The 17,722-nt window shown below is 55.4% G+C and carries 15 protein-coding genes and 3 tRNA genes; 10 read left to right on the top strand and 8 right to left on the bottom strand.

Features of this window, described 5'->3' with window-relative positions:
* Positions 1-67: 67 nt before the first annotated feature.
* The 4 genes from H5P17_RS16050 to yejF are packed head-to-tail and all read left to right on the top strand — an operon-like array spanning position 68 to position 5,597.
* The gene (locus tag H5P17_RS16050) at positions 68-1,876 is read left to right on the top strand and encodes an extracellular solute-binding protein (RefSeq protein WP_182823953.1); all 1,809 of its coding nucleotides are present in this window, start codon (positions 68-70) and stop codon (positions 1,874-1,876) included.
* A gap of 10 nt (positions 1,877-1,886) precedes the next feature.
* A complete protein-coding gene (locus H5P17_RS16045; RefSeq protein ID WP_182823951.1) occupies positions 1,887-2,981 on the top strand; it encodes a microcin C ABC transporter permease YejB in 1,095 nt (364 codons plus the stop codon).
* Positions 2,978-4,003 carry an ABC transporter permease gene (locus H5P17_RS16040; protein WP_182823950.1) on the top strand — a complete coding sequence of 342 codons (1,026 nt, stop codon included), beginning with the start codon at positions 2,978-2,980 and terminating at the stop codon, positions 4,001-4,003. Before H5P17_RS16045 ends, H5P17_RS16040 begins: the two co-directional genes overlap by 4 nt.
* 1 nt (position 4,004) lies before the next feature.
* Positions 4,005-5,597, top strand: coding sequence for a microcin C ABC transporter ATP-binding protein YejF (yejF, locus tag H5P17_RS16035; RefSeq protein WP_182823948.1), 1,593 nt, complete (start codon positions 4,005-4,007; stop codon positions 5,595-5,597).
* 9 nt (positions 5,598-5,606) lie between these two features.
* Here yejF and H5P17_RS16030 read toward each other — a convergent pair whose 3' ends face one another.
* The 3 genes from H5P17_RS16030 to rsuA form a co-directional block, all read right to left on the bottom strand.
* A complete protein-coding gene (locus tag H5P17_RS16030; protein WP_044552548.1) occupies positions 5,607-5,951 on the bottom strand; it encodes a YejG family protein in 345 nt (114 codons plus the stop codon).
* 603 nt (positions 5,952-6,554) lie between these two features.
* Positions 6,555-7,763, bottom strand: a complete 1,209-nt coding sequence (locus H5P17_RS16025; RefSeq protein ID WP_044553005.1) for a Bcr/CflA family multidrug efflux MFS transporter — start codon at positions 7,761-7,763, stop codon at positions 6,555-6,557.
* A 39-nt stretch (positions 7,764-7,802) separates the two neighbouring features.
* The gene (rsuA, locus tag H5P17_RS16020; protein WP_182823944.1) at positions 7,803-8,516 is read right to left on the bottom strand and encodes a 16S rRNA pseudouridine(516) synthase RsuA; all 714 of its coding nucleotides are present in this window, start codon (positions 8,514-8,516) and stop codon (positions 7,803-7,805) included.
* Between the two features lie 309 nt (positions 8,517-8,825).
* Between rsuA and H5P17_RS16015 the strand changes: the two genes are divergently transcribed.
* Both H5P17_RS16015 and rplY read left to right on the top strand, forming a co-directional pair.
* On the top strand, positions 8,826-10,583 hold the full coding sequence (locus H5P17_RS16015; protein WP_182823943.1) for a DEAD/DEAH box helicase: 1,758 nt from the start codon (positions 8,826-8,828) through the stop codon (positions 10,581-10,583).
* Positions 10,584-10,870: 287 nt separating this feature from the next.
* On the top strand, positions 10,871-11,155 hold the full coding sequence (gene rplY, locus H5P17_RS16010) for a 50S ribosomal protein L25 (protein WP_020827785.1): 285 nt from the start codon (positions 10,871-10,873) through the stop codon (positions 11,153-11,155).
* A gap of 84 nt (positions 11,156-11,239) precedes the next feature.
* Here rplY and yejK read toward each other — a convergent pair whose 3' ends face one another.
* Positions 11,240-12,250, bottom strand: a complete 1,011-nt coding sequence (gene yejK, locus H5P17_RS16005; protein WP_182823941.1) for a nucleoid-associated protein YejK — start codon at positions 12,248-12,250, stop codon at positions 11,240-11,242.
* Positions 12,251-12,554: 304 nt separating this feature from the next.
* Between yejK and H5P17_RS16000 the strand changes: the two genes are divergently transcribed.
* From H5P17_RS16000 to H5P17_RS15990, 3 genes are all read left to right on the top strand, one after another.
* The gene (locus H5P17_RS16000; RefSeq protein ID WP_020827787.1) at positions 12,555-12,782 is read left to right on the top strand and encodes a YejL family protein; all 228 of its coding nucleotides are present in this window, start codon (positions 12,555-12,557) and stop codon (positions 12,780-12,782) included.
* A gap of 9 nt (positions 12,783-12,791) precedes the next feature.
* On the top strand, positions 12,792-14,573 hold the full coding sequence (yejM, locus tag H5P17_RS15995) for an LPS biosynthesis-modulating metalloenzyme YejM (RefSeq protein ID WP_044552557.1): 1,782 nt from the start codon (positions 12,792-12,794) through the stop codon (positions 14,571-14,573).
* A 78-nt stretch (positions 14,574-14,651) separates the two neighbouring features.
* A tRNA-Pro gene (locus H5P17_RS15990) sits at positions 14,652-14,728 on the top strand.
* Between the two features lie 221 nt (positions 14,729-14,949).
* Here the strand turns inward: H5P17_RS15990 and H5P17_RS15985 are convergent.
* The 4 genes from H5P17_RS15985 to H5P17_RS15970 all read right to left on the bottom strand — a co-directional run bounded on the left by H5P17_RS15985 (position 14,950) and on the right by H5P17_RS15970 (position 17,079).
* Positions 14,950-15,025, bottom strand: a tRNA-Thr gene (locus H5P17_RS15985).
* A 6-nt stretch (positions 15,026-15,031) separates the two neighbouring features.
* Positions 15,032-15,119, bottom strand: a tRNA-Ser gene (locus H5P17_RS15980).
* 156 nt (positions 15,120-15,275) lie between these two features.
* Entirely contained in the window at positions 15,276-15,605 is a 330-nt protein-coding gene (gene osmE, locus H5P17_RS15975) for an osmotically-inducible lipoprotein OsmE (protein WP_041414766.1), read from the bottom strand.
* A gap of 67 nt (positions 15,606-15,672) precedes the next feature.
* Positions 15,673-17,079, bottom strand: coding sequence for a PepSY domain-containing protein (locus tag H5P17_RS15970; protein ID WP_182823939.1), 1,407 nt, complete (start codon positions 17,077-17,079; stop codon positions 15,673-15,675).
* A gap of 168 nt (positions 17,080-17,247) precedes the next feature.
* Here H5P17_RS15970 and H5P17_RS15965 point away from each other — a divergent pair, with 168 nt between their 5' ends.
* Positions 17,248-17,688, top strand: a complete 441-nt coding sequence (locus tag H5P17_RS15965; protein WP_370570044.1) for a DUF2946 domain-containing protein — start codon at positions 17,248-17,250, stop codon at positions 17,686-17,688.
* Positions 17,689-17,722: the final 34 nt, after the last annotated feature.

Below are 17,722 nucleotides of genomic sequence, written 5' to 3'. Positions count from 1 at the left end.
GGCGCGGCGGCAAATGTTATGCTGGCCGCAGGCTTAATTGACTCTACAGCAGGAGCTTACCGTCAAGATGTCCGTGCGCGTTTTTGCTGCCCTGGTGCTCTCAGCACTGAGTTTCGGTCTGCAGGCTGAAACCCTCAATGAAAGCTATGCTTTCGCCCAGCTCGGTGAGCCTAAGTACTCCACCGACTTTAGCCATTACGACTACGTTAACCCTGCGGCGCCCAAAGGTGGCGATGTGCGGCTGGCGGCGATCGGCACCTATGATAATTTCAACCGCTACGCCCCCCGCGGCGTGCCCGGCGAACGCACCGACGCGTTGTATGACTCTCTGTTTACCACCTCGGACGATGAAATAGGCAGCTACTACCCGCTGATTGCCGAATCCGCCCGCTTCCCGGCCGACATGCGCTGGGTAGAGATCGATATCAACGCCCGTGCCCGCTTCCACGATGGCACGCCCATCACCGCCGCCGACGTGGCATTCACCTTTAACAAGTTCATGACCGAGGGCGTACCGCAGTTTCGCGTCGCCTACAAAGGCATTACGGTCAAGGCAATCTCACGTCTGACGGTACGTATCGAATTCCCACAGCCGGATAAAGACAAACTGCTGGGGTTGTTCAGCCTCCCCATATTGCCGCAAAGCTTCTGGAAAGATCACAAGTTGAATGAGCCCCTGAGCACACCGCCGCTCAGCAGCGGGCCATACAAGATTTCCAGCTACCGGCTAGGCCAATATATTACCTATCAGCGAGTGCGTGATTATTGGGCGGCTAACCTGCCGGTTAACCGTGGCCGTTTTAACTTCGACAGCATTCGTTACGACTATTACCTGGACGATAAAGTGGCGCTGGAAGCTTTCAAGGCCGGTGCCTATGACTTCCGCATCGAAGGTTCGCCAAAAAACTGGGCAACCCAGTATCAGGGGGGCAATTTCGCCCGCAACTATATAATCAAACAGGACGAAACCAACCAGTCGGCGCAAAATACCCGCTGGATGGCCTTCAACATGAGACGCCCGCTGTTCGCCGACCCCAAGGTGCGCGAGGCGATCACGCTGGCGTTTGATTTCGACTGGATGAACAAGGCGCTGTATTACAATGCCTATCAACGCACCAACAGCTATTTCCAAAATACGCCTTACGCCGCCAGCGGTTATCCTGACGCGGCCGAATTGGCGCTGTTGGCGCCGCTGAAGGGCAAGGTGCCGGCGGAGGTGTTCACCAGTATCTACCAGCCGCCGTCCTCCGACGGCAGCGGCAACGATCGCCAGAACCTGCTGAAAGCCACGCAGTTGCTGAATCAGGCCGGCTGGGAAGTGAAAAACCAGCGGTTGGTGAACAGCAAAACCGGTCAGCCCTTCAGTTTCGAACTGATGCTGCTGAGCGGCAGCAACTTCCAGTACGTATTGCCGTTCCAGCACAACCTGAAACGGCTGGGCATCGATATGCAGATCCGTGAGATCGACATATCCCAATTCACTAAGCGTATGCGTGACGGTGATTTCGACATGATGCCGACGGTTTATTTGGCCATGGCATTCCCGAGCTCCAGCCTTGAGACGCTTTGGGATTCCAAATACATCAACTCCAGTTGGAATACTCCCGGCGTCACCGATCCGGCCGTCGACAGTCTGGTCAGGCAGATTGCCGCGCACCAGGGTGACGAGAAAGCCCTGCTGCCGTTGGGCAGAGCGTTGGATCGGGTACTGACCTGGAACAGATACATGCTGCCGATGTGGTATTCCAATCACGATCGCTACGCCTACTGGGACAAATTCTCCACGCCGCCTATCCGCTCGGCCTATGTGATCGGCTTCGATAACTGGTGGTTTGACGTCAACAAGGCGGCGCGTTTGCCGACTCAACAACAATAAGGAATCTGCGATGGCGGCTTATTTAATTCGCAGACTGCTGCTGATTATCCCCACCCTGTGGGCGATCATCACCATTAACTTTTTTATCGTGCAAATCGCGCCCGGTGGCCCGGTCGATCAGGCCATCGCCACTATCGAAATGGGCCAGAGCAGCGGCTTCGGCGGCGGCGGAATGGGTGAAGGCCTGGGGCATGCGCGTACCGGCGTTGCCAGTGCCACAGACAGTCAGTACCGTGGTTCCCGAGGGCTGGATCCGGAAGTGATCGCCGAAATCACCAAACGCTATGGCTTCGACAAGCCGCTGCACGAGCGCTATTTCACCATGCTGTGGAACTATATGCGCCTCGACTTTGGCGACAGCCTGTTTCGCGGCGCGTCGGTGATGCAGCTGGTTGGCCACAGCCTGCCGGTCTCCATCACCCTGGGGCTGTGGAGTACCCTGATCATTTACCTGGTGTCGATCCCGCTGGGGATCCGCAAAGCCGTACATAACGGCAGCGCCTTCGATACCTGGAGCAGCACCCTGATTATCATCGGCTACGCCATTCCGGCCTTTCTGTTTGCCATTCTGATGATTGTGCTGTTCGCCGGCGGCAGCTACCTCGATTGGTTCCCGCTGCGCGGTCTGGTTTCCAGCAATTTCGACACTCTACCGTGGTACGGCAAAATCACCGATTACCTGTGGCATATCACCCTGCCGGTGCTGGCGACGGTGATTGGCGGTTTCGCCACCCTGACCATGCTGACCAAGAATTCGTTCCTCGACGAGATCCGCAAACAGTACGTGGTCACCGCTCGAGCCAAAGGGTTGGACGAGAACAAAATCCTTTATCGCCACGTATTTCGCAATGCCATGCTGCTGGTGATCGCTGGCTTCCCGGCGACCTTTGTCAGCATGTTTTTCACCGGTTCTTTACTGATCGAGGTGATGTTCTCGCTTAACGGACTGGGCCTGTTGGGCTATGACGCCACGCTTCAGCGCGACTATCCGGTGATGTTCGGCACGCTGTATATCTTCACCCTGATTGGCCTGCTGTTGAATATTCTCAGCGATATCACCTATACCCTGGTCGATCCGCGCATTGATTTCGAGGCCCGCCAATGAGCCGCTTAAGCCCGATCAACCAGGCGCGCTGGGCACGTTTTCGCAGCAACCGCCGCGGCTACTGGTCGCTGTGGATTTTTCTGGTGCTGTTTGTGCTCAGTCTGGGGGCCAACCTGATCGCCAACGACAGGCCGCTGCTGGTACGTTACGAAGGGCGCCTGTACCTGCCGTTCATCATCGACTACAGCGAGACCACCTTCGGCGGTGAGCTGAACACCGCCACCGACTATCAGGATCCCTTCGTAAAAAAACAGATCGACAGCCACGGCTGGGCGGTTTGGCCACCGATCCGCTTCAGTTACGACACGATCAATTTCGCTACCGAAGTGCCCTTCCCCTCCGCGCCTTCACGCCACAATCTGTTGGGCACCGACGGGAACGGCAGCGACGTGCTGGCCCGCGCGCTGTATGGCTTTCGTATTTCGATGCTGTTCGGGCTGGCGTTGACGCTGTTTTCCAGCGTGATTGGCGTTTGCGTCGGCGCCGTACAGGGCTACTACGGCGGGCGCATAGATCTGTGGGGCCAGCGCTTTATCGAGGTGTGGTCGGGCATGCCGACTCTGTTTTTGATCATTTTGTTATCGAGCATCGTACAACCCAATTTCTGGTGGCTGCTCGGCATCACCATTTTATTCGGCTGGATGAGCCTGGTGGGCGTGGTGCGCGCCGAGTTTCTTCGTACCCGCAACTACGACTATATCCGCGCCGCACGCGCCATGGGGGTGCAGGACCGGGTCATTATGTATCGCCATATGCTGCCCAATGCGATGGTGGCGATGCTGACTTTCTTGCCGTTTATTCTGTGCGGCTCCATCACTACCCTGACCTCGCTCGACTTCCTGGGCTTCGGCCTGCCGATTGGCTCGCCGTCGCTCGGCGAACTGCTGCTGCAGGGCAAGAACAACCTTCAGGCGCCGTGGCTCGGCATCACCGCTTTCCTGGTACTGGCGGTGCTGCTGTCTTTACTCATCTTTATCGGCGAAGCGGTACGCGACGCCTTTGACCCCAGCAAGGCGCATTAATATGGCTAGCACTCCTCTGCTTTCAATTCAGGATCTCGGCGTGGCTTTTCGTCAGGGAGAGGTATTGAACCCGGTGGTCAACGGTCTTTCGCTGCAGATCGAAAAGGCAGAGACGCTGGCGTTGGTGGGTGAATCCGGTTCAGGCAAAAGCGTCACTGCGCTGTCGGTATTGCGCCTGCTGCCCTCACCTCCGGTGGTCTATACCGCCGGCGATATCCGGTTCAACGGCAATTCGCTGCTGCATGCGCCAGAGGCCGAGCTGCGCAAGGTGCGCGGCAACCAGATTTCGATGATTTTCCAGGAGCCGATGGTGTCGCTCAATCCGCTGCACACCATTGAAAAACAGCTGGCCGAAGTACTGGCGCTGCATCGCGGCATGCGGCGCGACGTCGCACGCGGCGAGATCATCCAATGCCTGGATCGCGTCGGTATCCGCAATGCCAAAGGACGGTTGAAAGACTATCCGCATCAGCTTTCCGGCGGCGAACGACAGCGGGTGATGATCGCCATGGCGGTGCTGACCCAGCCCAAATTGCTGATCGCGGATGAACCCACCACCGCGCTTGATGTGACTATCCAGGCACAAATTCTGCTGCTGCTTAAGGAGCTGAAGCAGGAAATGGGCATGGGGCTGCTGTTTATCACCCACAACCTGAATATTGTGCGTCGCCTGGCGGACAACGTGGCGGTGATGCGTCAGGGCCAATGCGTTGAGCAGAACGACCGCACCCGCCTGTTTAGCCAGCCGCAGCACCCTTACACCCAGCAATTGCTGGCGGCGGAGAACGTGGGCGATCCGCTGCCGTTGCCGGCGGATGCCGCTCCGCTGCTGAAGGTGGAAAACCTGCAGGTCAGCTTCCCGATCAAACGCGGTTTGCTGCGCCGTACGGTCGGCCATCATTATGCACTGAAGGATTTGAGTTTTGAGCTGAAGGCCGGGGAAAGCGTAGGGCTGGTGGGAGAATCCGGTTCGGGAAAAAGCACCACCGGGCTGGCGCTATTGCGTCTGCTGAGTGCCAAAGGCACTATGTGGTTTAACAGCCAGCCGCTGCACCAGTTCAGCATGAAGCAAATGCTGCCGTACCGCAGCCAGATGCAGATTGTGTTCCAGGATCCTTTCTCGGCGCTGCCCCCCCGGCTGAACGTGCTGCAAATCATCGCCGAAGGTCTGGAGGTACACCAAAAACTGAGCGCCGAACAGCGAGAACAGCGGGTGATCGAGGTGTTGCAAGAAGTGGGATTGGATCCCGCTCTGCGCCACCGTTACCCCACCGAGTTTTCCGGCGGCCAACGCCAGCGTATCGCCATCGCGCGTGCGCTGATTTTACAACCGCAGTTGCTGATCCTCGATGAACCAACCTCGTCGCTGGACAAATCGGTGCAGGCGCAAATTCTGACGTTGCTGAAATCACTGCAACAACGCCACCGGCTGGCCTATCTGTTTATCAGCCACGATTTACAGGTGGTGCGTTCGCTGTGCCATCAGGTCATTGTATTGCGGCAGGGAGAGGTGGTTGAGCAAGGCGATTGTCAGACGATCTTTAACTCGCCCGCCGCCGCTTATACGCAGCAGCTGTTACAGTTGGCGGACTAGCGGCGGGAGTCAGAAAGGGTATTGCGCACTCATCGGTTCGGCAATAGCGGCACCGACGTTTTTTAGCCGGCACAGGGTGGTGCTTTCGTCACAGCGTTGCACAAACAGGCAAGGCTCGCCTTCCCACTCCACGATGGCGCAGTCGACCTGAATCTCCTGCAAAGACAGATTAAGCTGCTGCATGACCTGCCAGGCGTCAGCCCCTTCATGGCTGAGCAGTTTCAGGCCAATCAGGTTGTTATCTTCGTCTATTCCACTGAGCGGGATCGGTTCAACCTTGACGCCGGTAAAACCTGATAGCCAACGATAACTTTGCGGCAAGCGATGCACTACCGAAAGTTGGATACTTTCCACATGAAATCCCTAGTTTGAAAAATGAAACGCTTTTTACCTGACAGGGTAACTAAGTTATAGCCGCTGCGTCCCGACTCTGCCGCCCATGAATGTTATTTAAATGTAAATAATATCACAGGCAGTTAACTTTCCCCTGCGCTTACTGATGTCCTGCCGTTTTTCAGACACTCTGCGTTGTCGTTTCACCGCATTTTGCGACTCAGCTCGCATTTTTGCGTTATATGTAACCCTTTCCCGCCGCAATCTCAACTCTTTTTTCTTTCAATGCGGTTACTTTTTGCTCGCCATAATTTTACATTGTGGAAACATTTAACTTCTTGACGCCGACGTCAACCTTAGGTTAACGCCTTGATTATCAATGACCCTAACCTAAACATCTGCCGATTCCCCATCAAAACCCGGGGTGTAAATACCCGCTGCCGCTTCCAGCAGGCAGAGCAATTTATTTAACAAAAAGCACACAGCCTACGCGGCAAGCTGTCCGTTGACGCACGGATGCTTAGCGATAAACCGACTGACGTCATTGAATTTCAAGGAGGCAAAACGGAAGGTGCTACCCACTCAGGCCCAAACGCAACGTTGAACCTGAGTCAGGGAAGAGAACTAAGGCGTGTCCGGTGAGGTTTTTTGGCGTGGCCGGCTGGCGTACAGGTAGAACAGCACCGCAACGATGCTGCATAACGCCATCGAAGAGACCATCGGCCAGGCGCTCTTGCCGGGCGCCATCGCCAGTATCGCGCCCACCAGCGCACCGATGCTGAAACGTAGCGTACCGGCCAGAGAGGAAGCGGTGCCCGCCATATGCGGGAAATCGTCCAGGATCACCGCCATGGCGTTTGACGAAATCATGGCGATACAACCCAAATACACCGCCACGCCCATCACCAGCGCCCAGAAGCCAAGGCCGACGGCACTAACCGCCAGCAACCATAACCCCATCGCCAATTGAACAAACAGGCCCAAACGGAACATTTTGATCGCCCCCAGCCGCCGCACATTGCGGCTGTTGACCAGCGTCGTCAGGAACAAAAACACGATATTCAGCGCAAAATAGTAACCAAAGTGCTGCGGCGATACGTGATTAAGCTCGATATACACAAACGGCCCGGCGCTGAGGAACGAGAACATGCCGGCAAACGAGAAGGCGCTGGCCAGCATGTAGCTCAGCACCCGCTTGTGCCGGAACAATGAAGCGAAATTGCCCAGCGTGGTTCGCAGATGAAATTTCTGCCGTCGCTCTTTCGGCAGCGTTTCCTTGATAAAGAACGCCACCAGCAGCGAACCGATCAGCGCCGCAGCGCCCATGGTCCAGAAAATCGCATGCCAACTGAACCACAGCAGCAGCGCACCGCCGATCATCGGCGCCAACAAAGGTGCGATGGTCATCACCAGGATGACGAACGACATCATGCGTGAAAATTCGTCCTTGGTGAACATATCGCGCATCAGGGCGTTAATCACCACGCTCGCCGCCGCCGCCGACAGCCCGTGCAGGAAACGCAGGTTGATCAATTGGTCGATCGACTGCGCCATCGCACAGGCGCCGCCGGCAATCGCGAAGATCAGCGTTCCCCACAGGATCACCGGCTTGCGGCCGATACTGTCTGACATTGGCCCGTAGAACAGCTGCCCCAAAGCAAAGCCGAGCATATAGGCGCTGAGCGTCATCTGCACGCTGCCCGCCTCGACGCCGAACTGTTTGGCAATCACCGGCATACTGGGCAGGTACATGTCGATAGCCAACGGCATCAGCATGGAAAGCAGGCCCAGAATAAAAATCAAACCGAGGTGAGATGACCGGTTCTGTTGCACGTTCAACGACTCCTTCATCAGCCGTAATGTAGTAATGAATTAATCCTGCAGGTGCGGAGCGCCCACGCTGGCAATCTCTTCTTCGGTCAGCGGACGGTATTCGCCCTCGGCCAAATCCTCATCCATCACGATGGCGCCGATACGTTCGCGGTGCAGCTCGATAACCCGGTTTCCGACTGCCGCAAACATACGTTTCACCTGGTGATAACGTCCTTCACTGATGGTCAAACGCACCAGGTTGTCTTCTATCTTTTCCAGTTGCGCAGGACGGGTCAGATCTTTTTCGTTATGCAACTGTACGCCTTCGGCAAAGCGCTGCGCGGTGTCTTCCGCCAGCGGCTGCTCCAGCGTCACCAGATAGGTTTTCTCACAGTGGTGTTTCGGCGAGGTGATACGGTGCGACCATTGACCGTCGTCGGTCATCAACACCAGGCCGGTGGTGTCGATGTCCAGGCGACCGGCGGCGTGCAGCTTATAGGCAACCGGCTCATCGAGGAAATACAGCACCGTCGGATGATCGGGATCGTCCGTGGAACACACGTAACCCTGCGGTTTGTTGAGCATAAAGTAGCGCGGGCCCGTGAGCTGCTGCAGCGGGTTGCCGTCAAACGCCACCACCTGCTCCGGAGCCAGTTTCAGCGCTCCGCTCTTAACCACTTCACCGTCGACGGTGACGCGTTTGGCCCGAAGTTCACGCGCTACCAGCGCACGGCTAACACCTAACTGCTGAGATAAAAACTTGTCCAGTCGCATTGAATCTGCTTTGCCTGTCGTTGTTATGATCGCATTGATCGTATTGCTAAAATATGACACCCACCGTTGCACTGAGTGCAACAGGGCAGGTTCGAAGAGGGGGGAACAGCGATTACTGTCACACGAGTATAGCGGCGGAAACGGCCCCCTGACAGAGGTAATTTCCACGCTTCTCGCACCGCGCGCGCTCAGAAGGCATAATAATAGAAATTTTTTAGCCGTCAGGGGAGTAGAATGTCACAGTTTTTGTGGGTTCAGATGTTACAAAACCTGTTCCCGATGGCCCTTCTCAACCCACGGCGTTAATTTATGGCCTTTACTCTGCGCCCCTACCAACTGGAAGCGGTCGAAGCCACCATTAAACATTTTCGCCAGCACCCGCAGCCTGCGCTGATTGTGCTGCCGACCGGCGCCGGGAAAAGCCTGGTGATCGCCGAGTTGGCAAAACGCGCGCGCGGTAGGGTGCTGGTGTTGGCCCACGTGAAAGAACTGGTGGCGCAAAACCACGCCAAATATCGCGCTTACGGGCTGGAGGCGGACATCTTTGCCGCCGGTCTTCAGCAAAAAGACAGCGCCGGCAAGGTGGTATTTGGCAGCGTTCAATCGGTGGCGCGCAATCTGCCGCTGTTCGACGGCGCGTTTTCCCTGTTGATCATCGACGAATGCCACCGCATCAGTGACGACGACGAAAGCCAGCACCAACAGATTATTCAGCATCTGCAGAAAACCAACCCACAGCTGCGGCTGCTGGGACTGACCGCCACCCCCTACCGGCTGGGAAAAGGCTGGATTTATCAGTATCACTATCACGGCTTTACCCGCGGCGATGCCAGCAGCCTGTTCCGCGACTGCATTTATGAGCTGCCGCTGCGTTACATGATCAAGAACGGCTATTTGGTGCCGCCGGAACGACTGGACATGCCGATTGTGCAGTATGACTTCAGCCGTCTGGAAGCCAGAAGCAACGGCCTGTTCAGCGAGGTGGACCTCAACCGCGAACTGAAGCAGCAAAATCGCATCACTCCGCATATCATCAGCCAAATCGTGGAATACGCCGAAACGCGTAAGGGGGTGATGATTTTCGCCTCCACCGTTGAGCACGCCCGTGAAATTCACGGTCTGTTGCCCTCAGGCGAAGCCGCGTTGGTCAGTGCAGAAACCCCTGCCGCCGAGCGCGATGCCCTGATTGAAGCGTTCAAACAGCAACAGTTGCGCTATCTGGTCAATGTCGCGGTACTGACCACCGGTTTTGATGCACCGCATGTCGATCTGATCGCCATCCTGCGCCCCACCGAATCCGTTAGCCTGTACCAGCAAATCGTCGGACGCGGATTGCGGCTGGCCCCCGGCAAAGAGGATTGCCTGATCCTCGACTACGCCGGGAACCCGCACGACCTGTTCACGCCGGAGGTGGGGGCCAGCAAGCCGCACAGCGATAGCCAGCCGGTGCAGGTATTTTGTCCCGGCTGCGGCTTCGCCAACCTGTTCTGGGGCAAGTGCACCGAGAATGGCGACATCATCGAACATTACGGCCGCCGCTGTCAGGGCTGGCTGGAGGACGATGAAGGCCATCGCGAACAGTGCGATTACCGTTTTCGTTTCAAAAGCTGCCCGCACTGCGGGGCGGAGAACGACATTGCCGCCCGCCGCTGCCATCAGTGTCAGGAGGTGCTGGTCGATCCCGACGATATGCTGAAGGCGGCGCTGAAGCTGAAAGACGCTCTGGTATTACGCTGTGGCGGCATGGAGCTGCAAAGCGGTCGCGATGAAAAAGGCGAGTGGCTAAAGGCAATCTATTACGACGAAGACGGCACCAGCACCAGCGAACGTTTCCGTTTGCAAACGCCGGCGCAGCGCAAAGCCTTCGAAATGCTGTTCCTGCGCCCACATCAGCGCGCCCCTGGGGTGCCCTTCAGTTGGCAAAATGCCGCCGACGTGCTGGCCCAACAAGCGCTGCTGCGTCATCCGGATTTTGTTGTGGCACGCAAACGCGGGCAATTCTGGCAGGTACGAGAAAAAGTGTTCGATTATCAAGGACGCTTCCGCCGCGCCAATGAGCTGTACTGATCTTTGCCCCTTGCAAATCAGGCAGGTTTCCATTGCCCTGTGGGCGGCTTTCCGTTAAAATGCCGCCCGCTTTGCCTGGGTTCGCCCGGTGCTAAAGCAGGTTATACCCTATGAATTTCAAGTTACAGTTAGGCGCCCAGCTTACTCATCTCCTGGCGCTTACTTAGGTAAGTAACTGGAGTGAGTCAGTGCAGGTAACAACACTGTGACTTGAAAGGCGACGGGTAAATCGAACTTGCTACTGGGTCGCCTGTAGCAGGGTAAATTTTCTTTTAAGAGAAAAAACAATGTTCACTATCAATGTAGAAGTACGTAAAGACCAGGGTAAGGGTGCGAGCCGCCGCCTGCGTGCAGCAAATAAATTCCCAGCTATCGTTTACGGTGGCGAAGAAGCTCCAGTTTCCATCGAGCTGGACCATGATTCTGTTAAGAACATGGAAGCTAAAGCAGAATTCTACAGCGAAGCTGTAACTCTGGTTATCGACGGTAAAGAAACCAAAGTTAAAGTTCAGGCTGTACAGCGTCACCCGTTCAAGCCGAAGCTGACCCACATCGACTTCGTTCGCGCGTAATCGCAACGTATTCGAGCTTTTCGGGACGCCGAAGTAGAAAACGCCGCAATTGCGGCGTTTTTTATTGTCTGCGATCCGGCGAAATTATTTGTTGCCACCGCCCAAACGACGTTGTAACTGATCGCGCAGGTTCGGCGGCGTGCCTTTAATGGTTAGCGTGTCGGTCGCCGCATCCCAGAATACACGTTCCCCCAGCAGCATGGCGTCAAAGTTCATGCTGATGCCGCCGCCGCTGCCGGCAAACTTGGTTAACTGACGCAGCGTACCGCGATCGGCCGGGAAGCTGTCTTCCAACTGATAGCCCTGCTCGCTGGAAAACTGCAGAAAATCTTTCTCGCCCACCGGAGCGATCTCTTTCGACAGCTCCTGCAGCTCGATCTCTTCACCGGCCTGCAGCTGTTCGTTGCAATAGCTGTAAACCTGCTGACGCACCGACTGGCGCTCATTTTTGTCCAACTGCGCATCGGCGCAATAATCGTCAACCGCCTGCAACAAGCCGCGGTTCTGCGCCTTGGTGTCCAGCCCTTCCGCCGCCGCCAGGAAGTCCATAAAGAAATCGGAAACCTTACGGCCCACACGCCCTCGCAGGAAGGTCAGGTAACGGGTCGATTCCGGATTGGTTTCCCACTCGGTCAGATCGATACGCGCGACGATATCGGCGTGGTTGATGTCCAGATAATGAGTGGTGTTGATATCCAGCTCTTCGTTAACGCGCGAACTGTTGCGGCTGTTGAGTACCGCAATCAATAAATACTCCGCCGCCAGATAACGGTACAGCCCAAACAGCACCACGCCACCTTCGGCGAACGGGTATTTGGCCAGCTCATCGCGCAGACGCCCGGTCGCGGCACGGCTGAAAGCCAGAAAGTCTTTGTCTTCCTTGCGGCAGGTGCGCAGCGCTTCCGCCAGCTCACTGCCCTCGTTGAACAGGCCGTAAGCCTTGCTCTTGGCGCTGTAGACACGATGCAGCTCTTCCATCATCTCTTCCACCGCCGCATTGGTGGGCAGCAAAGTATCGCGCAGCACCACGTCCAGCGTTTGTTCGTCGCGTTTAATCAACTGGTGCAGAGCAATCTGGTCGATATCCAGACTCATGGTAAATCCTCCTGTTCTTTTAGCGCGTATTCAAACACTGAAGGCCCCCGCGCTGCAACTTTAAAGCAGTGCACATCCCGCCGGAGATCAATAAATTTCTACCAACCATAAAGCAGACAAATACCCGAAATCAGCGGTGGATTTCAGGCTGCGCCCCGCAAGTCGCGCAGAATCATTGATATGGCCCGCAGCCTCCTCTCGTCACGCTAGGGTTTGAAAGACAAAGGGAATCGATAAAAGAGCAGAAAATCACTGTCCTATACGGTAAGATATGGGACTTTGTCAGGCTTTGAGCGCAATTTTTATGCCACAATCATCCCGTTACAGTGACGAACACGTCGAACAACTGCTCTCCGAGCTGGTTAATGTTCTGGAAAAACACCATACTCCCACCGATCTGTCTTTGATGGTGCTGGGCAACATGGTGACTAATTTGATCAATACCAGCGTTGCTCCGGTTCAGCGGAAGACGTTGGCAAGATCGTTTGCAGAGGCTCTGCAAGCTTCTATTCGTGAAGATAAAGCGCATTAATAAATACTTATGGTGACAAACCGTCAGCGTTATCGTGAAAAAGTCTCCCAGATGATCGGCTGGGGGCACTGGTTCGCCTTATTCAATATCCTGCTCGCCCTCGGGCTGGGTAGCCGCTACCTGTTTGTCACTGACTGGCCCTCTTCCCTGTTGGGCCGGGTTTATGCCCTGGTCAGCTTACTGGGGCATTTCAGCTTTATCGTTTTCGCCGGCTACCTGCTGGTTATTTTCCCGCTCACCTTTGTGGTGATGTCGCAGCGGCTGCTGCGATTTATTTCCGCCGCGCTGGCCACTGCCGGCCTGACGCTGTTGCTGGTCGACAGCGAGGTCTTTACGCATTTCCACCTTCACCTTAACCCGGTGGTGTGGGAACTGGTGGTCAATCCGGATCAAAGTGAGCTGGCGCGCGACTGGCAGCTGATGTTTATCTGCGTGCCGGTGATCTTCCTGGTCGAGATGCTGTTTGGCACCTGGAGCTGGCAAAAGCTGCGTAGCCTGAACCGCCAACGTTTCGGCAAGCCGCTGGCGGTGCTGTTTATCAGCGCATTCTTTGCCTCGCACCTGATTTATATCTGGGCCGATGCCAATTTCTATCGCCCGATCACCATGCAGCGGGCGAACCTGCCGCTGTCGTATCCAATGACAGCGCGTAAATTCCTTGAGAAGCACGGCCTGCTCGATTCGCAAGAATATGAACGCCGGCTGGTGCAGCAAGGGAATCCGGAAGCCGTTGCGGTGGAGTATCCCCTTAACGACCTGAGCTACGACGACAAAGGCAGCGGTTATAACCTGCTGATGATCGTGGTAGACGGCGTACGCGAACAGGATATGAAGCAGGATATGCCTGCCCTCACCCGCTTTGCCCAGGAAAACATTCGCTTTAGCGATCACTACAGTTCTGGCAACCATGCGGATACCGGCCTGTTTGGCCTGTTCTACGGCATTTCGCCGACCTATCTGGACAGCATTCTTGCCGCGCGCAAACCTTCCGCGCTGATCAGTGCGCTAAGCGCCCAGGGTTATCAATTTGGTTTGTTCTCGTCCGACGGCTTTAACGCCAGCCTGTATCGTCAGGCGCTGTTGACCGATTTCACGCTGCCGGCGCCTGCTCAGCAAAATGATTCGGTGACCACGCAGCAGTGGCAACGTTGGCTGGCCGATCAAAACAGCAATGCTCCGTGGTTCTCTTACATCAACTTCCGCGGTACAGAACCGGCAACCAATGAGAAAACCCCGGCCCCGGCTGACTTTATTCAGCGCTACCGGGCCGGCGCGCAGGATGTGGATGCGCAGATTGCCCAGGTGCTCAACACGCTCAAAGAGCGTGGCGTACTGGATAAAACCGTGGTGGTAATCACCGCAGAACACGGCGTTGAATTTAACGACACCGGTAAAGGTTACTGGGGCGCAGGCCGCAGCTTCAGCCAACAGCAGCTGCAGGTGCCGTTGATTATCCACTGGCCGGGTACGCCAGCGCAGACCATCAATAAACTGACCGGTCACAACGACGTTATGCGCACGCTAATGCAGCGTTTACTGCACGTGAAAACGCCTGCGAAGGACTACTCGCAAGGTGAAGACCTGTTTACGGCCCAGCGCAGAAACAATTGGGTGGCTACCGGCGATAACAGCCTGTTGGTGATCACCACGCCAACGCAAACCCTGGTGTTGGACAGCAGCGGCAATTACCGCGCGTACGATAAAAACGACAAAGAGATCAAGGACGAAAAACCGCAGCTCGCTCTATTGCTGCAGGTGTTGACCGACGTGAAGCGCTTTATCGCCAACTAATCGCTTAAAATACAAGCAGTCAGGCGAATTCGCTCTTGCTTTGAAATTGGGAACGGGTAGTATTATTTCCCACAGCGTCGGCATGTAGCGCAGCTTGGTAGCGCACCGTCATGGGGTGTCGGGGGTCGGAGGTTCGAATCCTCTCATGCCGACCAAATTTGAGAAAAGCCTGCTTTTAAGCAGGCTTTTTTTCGTCTGCCATTCGACAAATTTGCTCATCAATCGGCCCGTTCTCGCGCCTGCCGCCAGGGGCGGCATATTTCCCCCTTATCGGGCCATGTGCACAGAGGTACTGACTCAGGAGCAAAAACGAAAAACCCCAGCAATCGCGAAGATTACTGGGGTTGGTAGACGCTAAGCGTCGGTACTGCTTATATGGTGCCGGCTACCGGAATCGAACTGGTGACCTACTGATTACAAGTCAGTTGCTCTACCTACTGAGCTAAGCCGGCTAAATTTGGCGGAAGGACAGAGATTCGAACTCTGGGAGCTGTTACACTCGACGGTTTTCAAGACCGTTGCCTTAAACCACTCGGCCATCCTTCCAATGGGCGCAGATATTAGCGCTACCGTTATGAAATGTCTATCGTTTCATGAAAAAAAATGCAGGAAAAAGTGCGTTTGCTTAAACTTCAAGCCGCTAACGGTTAAAAAATGAAAAACCCCGCAAAAGCGGGGCCGGATGGCTCACTTCAGCGGGGATTATTTAGGCTGTGAGTCGTAATCAGAACAGGTCTGATAGCCTTTGTTCATCACATGACCGGTATCGCTGTAGCTGACAAAATAGGTTTGCACCTTCCCATCACGCGGCGCTACCGCGTAGGTGTCGCAAGTCCCCTGAGCGTGGACCAAAGTCGCCGTGGTTGACGGTGGACCGGCAATGGCACGAACCTGCTGCTTGGTCATCCCCACTTTGACATCACTGACCACAGGCTCCTGAACGTAACTGGCGGCCCTGTCATAAGCCGTACAGCCGGCAAGAATAGAAAATGTCGCTGCTGTGCAAACGGCTAAAATCAGCTTGTTCGTCATGACTTGTCCTCTTGGAGTACGTTTGTTGTACTCTAAGTCTAGAAGAGGAAAGGCTTTTCTACAAATTTCACTTTGTCGATAGGTGCGGTTTACGCCGCCGCGTAGCCAGACACCACAACAAATCACACAGCAGAAACAGCAATAAACTGACGCCCATCAGCGGTAAACAAAAGCCCAGCAGCAGCGTCAGGCAGACAATCAGCAACAGCGGCCCTTTCGGCGTTTTGCGCAGCAACATAAAGGGGGAGCGGGCAGGTTTACGTACTACTCGCGTTGGCCGACCCCGCCACCACATCAGATACCCCATCACCACCATCGCCACCAGCCCGGCGGCAAAGACCACCAGCACCAGCTCATTGACCAGGCCAAACAGGACGCCCATATGCAGATCGATTCCCCAGCGCGTTAATTTTGCCGCGAGCGGGTATTGTTCAAAACTGACACGGTCGGTAATGACCAGGGTTACGGGATCGATAGCAACAGCATCAACCTGCGTCGGCCAACGGCGATTGATCTCCATCACCGTCCAGGCCTGCCCCGCCATCGCCGGCTGCTTGATTTCAACCCTGGCGGCGTCGATACCGGCCTGCCGTGCACCGGCCAGGGCCCTGTCATACATGGCGCCATCCTGAGGCGGTTTCGCCCTGACCATCATATGACCATGATGCTCCGCATGATCGCCGGCAGGCGCAGCGTCCTGCCCGTTGATCGCCGTCGACAGCGAAGGAGTCGCCCAGCCGAACTGGTGGCGCAGTACGCTGATGTTCTCCCCGGCCCACTGTGACCAGGTCAGCCCGGTGGCAGAAAAGAACAGCAGGCCGACCAGCAGCAATACGCCACTTTTTTCATGTAACCTGCGTAAACCACCACGCTGACGCGTTAGCTTCTTACGCCTGCGCGCGCCCCATAGGATCAGGCCACCCAGCGCGGCAATCCATAGCCAGGAGGCCGCCAGTTCGCTGTAATTGCGCCCCACATCCCCCAGCAACAGGCTGCGGTGAAATTGGTCCAGCCAGGTGCGCAACGGCAATACGCCGCTGGTGCCATAAACCGTCATGACGCCATGCGTCTGCGCCGTAACCGGATCGACAAACACCGCCAAACGTTCCGAAGCCTGAAGCCCTGCAACGTTAAACAGTACCCGGGTATTCTCACCCTCTGCCGGAGAGGGGCGCACCGCAGAGAGTGAAGCCTTTGATGGCGCTATCGCCTGAGCGGCCATAATCTGCTGTTTTAACGGCAATACCGGCCCGGTGCTGTCGTTATACAACTGCGGGGCATAAAGCCGTGATTCAATTTGCGGCGTCAAGGCATAGAATATGCCACTCAATGCCGCAATAAGTAAAAACGGCCCAACAAACAGCCCAATATAAAAATGAATCCGCATAGCCAACGGAATAAACCAACTGCGAGTGGTCACCTGCTGGTTAATATTTTGTGCAGCCGCAGGCAACGCAATATTGCGTTCAGACATGATAAGTCATCCGTGGTCAAATGGAATTACCCGGAATCTACCCGAATTAAATTCATTTAACAAACAGATTTCTTCTCTGTTTAGCTTAATTCTCATCAATGTTACAATAGTGGAACAACTGCTGATGTTATCATTCCTTTACGCTTTAACTCTGGAAGGACGCTCCTGGTGAAATTGTCAATTCAACATATGCGCACGCTGGCCTGGCTGGGCCTGTTCGCTATGTTGATGATATTCATCGCGCCATTAATCTCCGCCCATCTTGCAGAAAATAGCATGGATAACAGCGAGATGGCTGGAATGTCCATGAGTGAGGAGCATGCCGGGCACAGCGCGATGATGAGCCAGAGCCTCGCCGATAGCCCGCCGGCAGGGCACAACATGGCGGACATGGGCACCGGCGACTGTTTTGACTTCTGTGGCTACTGCAGCCTGTTTCATCACAGCCCGCCACTGGTTATTTTTCCGTCAACACTCCCGGCACTCAATATTCAACGCGCGCCATCCCTTATTCCAACTCTTTTTCATATTATTATTCCCTCTGTCTTCCCGCCTTATCAAACCCGGGCGCCACCTTTCATTTCCATTAATAATGTTAAATATTTCTAATTTTCATACCTTATTTTATTGGGTAGGGTTAATT

Origin of the sequence: Serratia sp. OS31, assembly GCF_014164835.1 — a bacterium.
Lineage (GTDB): Bacteria > Pseudomonadota > Gammaproteobacteria > Enterobacterales > Enterobacteriaceae > Serratia > Serratia liquefaciens_A.
This window is presented reverse-complemented; position numbering and strand designations above follow the sequence as displayed.

Excerpts from the sequence above, each read along its gene's own strand:
- H5P17_RS16050 (WP_182823953.1), top strand. The coding sequence starts at position 68 with ATGTCCGTGCGCGTTTTTGCTGCCCTGGTGCTCTCAGCACTGAGTTTC.
- H5P17_RS16045 (WP_182823951.1), top strand. The coding sequence starts at position 1,887 with ATGGCGGCTTATTTAATTCGCAGACTGCTGCTGATTATCCCCACCCTG.
- H5P17_RS16040 (WP_182823950.1), top strand. The coding sequence starts at position 2,978 with ATGAGCCGCTTAAGCCCGATCAACCAGGCGCGCTGGGCACGTTTTCGC.
- yejF (WP_182823948.1), top strand. The coding sequence starts at position 4,005 with ATGGCTAGCACTCCTCTGCTTTCAATTCAGGATCTCGGCGTGGCTTTT.
- rsuA (WP_182823944.1), bottom strand. The coding sequence starts at position 8,516 with ATGCGACTGGACAAGTTTTTATCTCAGCAGTTAGGTGTTAGCCGTGCG.
- H5P17_RS16015 (WP_182823943.1), top strand. The coding sequence starts at position 8,826 with ATGGCCTTTACTCTGCGCCCCTACCAACTGGAAGCGGTCGAAGCCACC.
- rplY (WP_020827785.1), top strand. The coding sequence starts at position 10,871 with ATGTTCACTATCAATGTAGAAGTACGTAAAGACCAGGGTAAGGGTGCG.
- yejK (WP_182823941.1), bottom strand. The coding sequence starts at position 12,250 with ATGAGTCTGGATATCGACCAGATTGCTCTGCACCAGTTGATTAAACGC.
- H5P17_RS16000 (WP_020827787.1), top strand. The coding sequence starts at position 12,555 with ATGCCACAATCATCCCGTTACAGTGACGAACACGTCGAACAACTGCTC.
- yejM (WP_044552557.1), top strand. The coding sequence starts at position 12,792 with ATGGTGACAAACCGTCAGCGTTATCGTGAAAAAGTCTCCCAGATGATC.
- osmE (WP_041414766.1), bottom strand. The coding sequence starts at position 15,605 with ATGACGAACAAGCTGATTTTAGCCGTTTGCACAGCAGCGACATTTTCT.
- H5P17_RS15970 (WP_182823939.1), bottom strand. The coding sequence starts at position 17,079 with ATGTCTGAACGCAATATTGCGTTGCCTGCGGCTGCACAAAATATTAAC.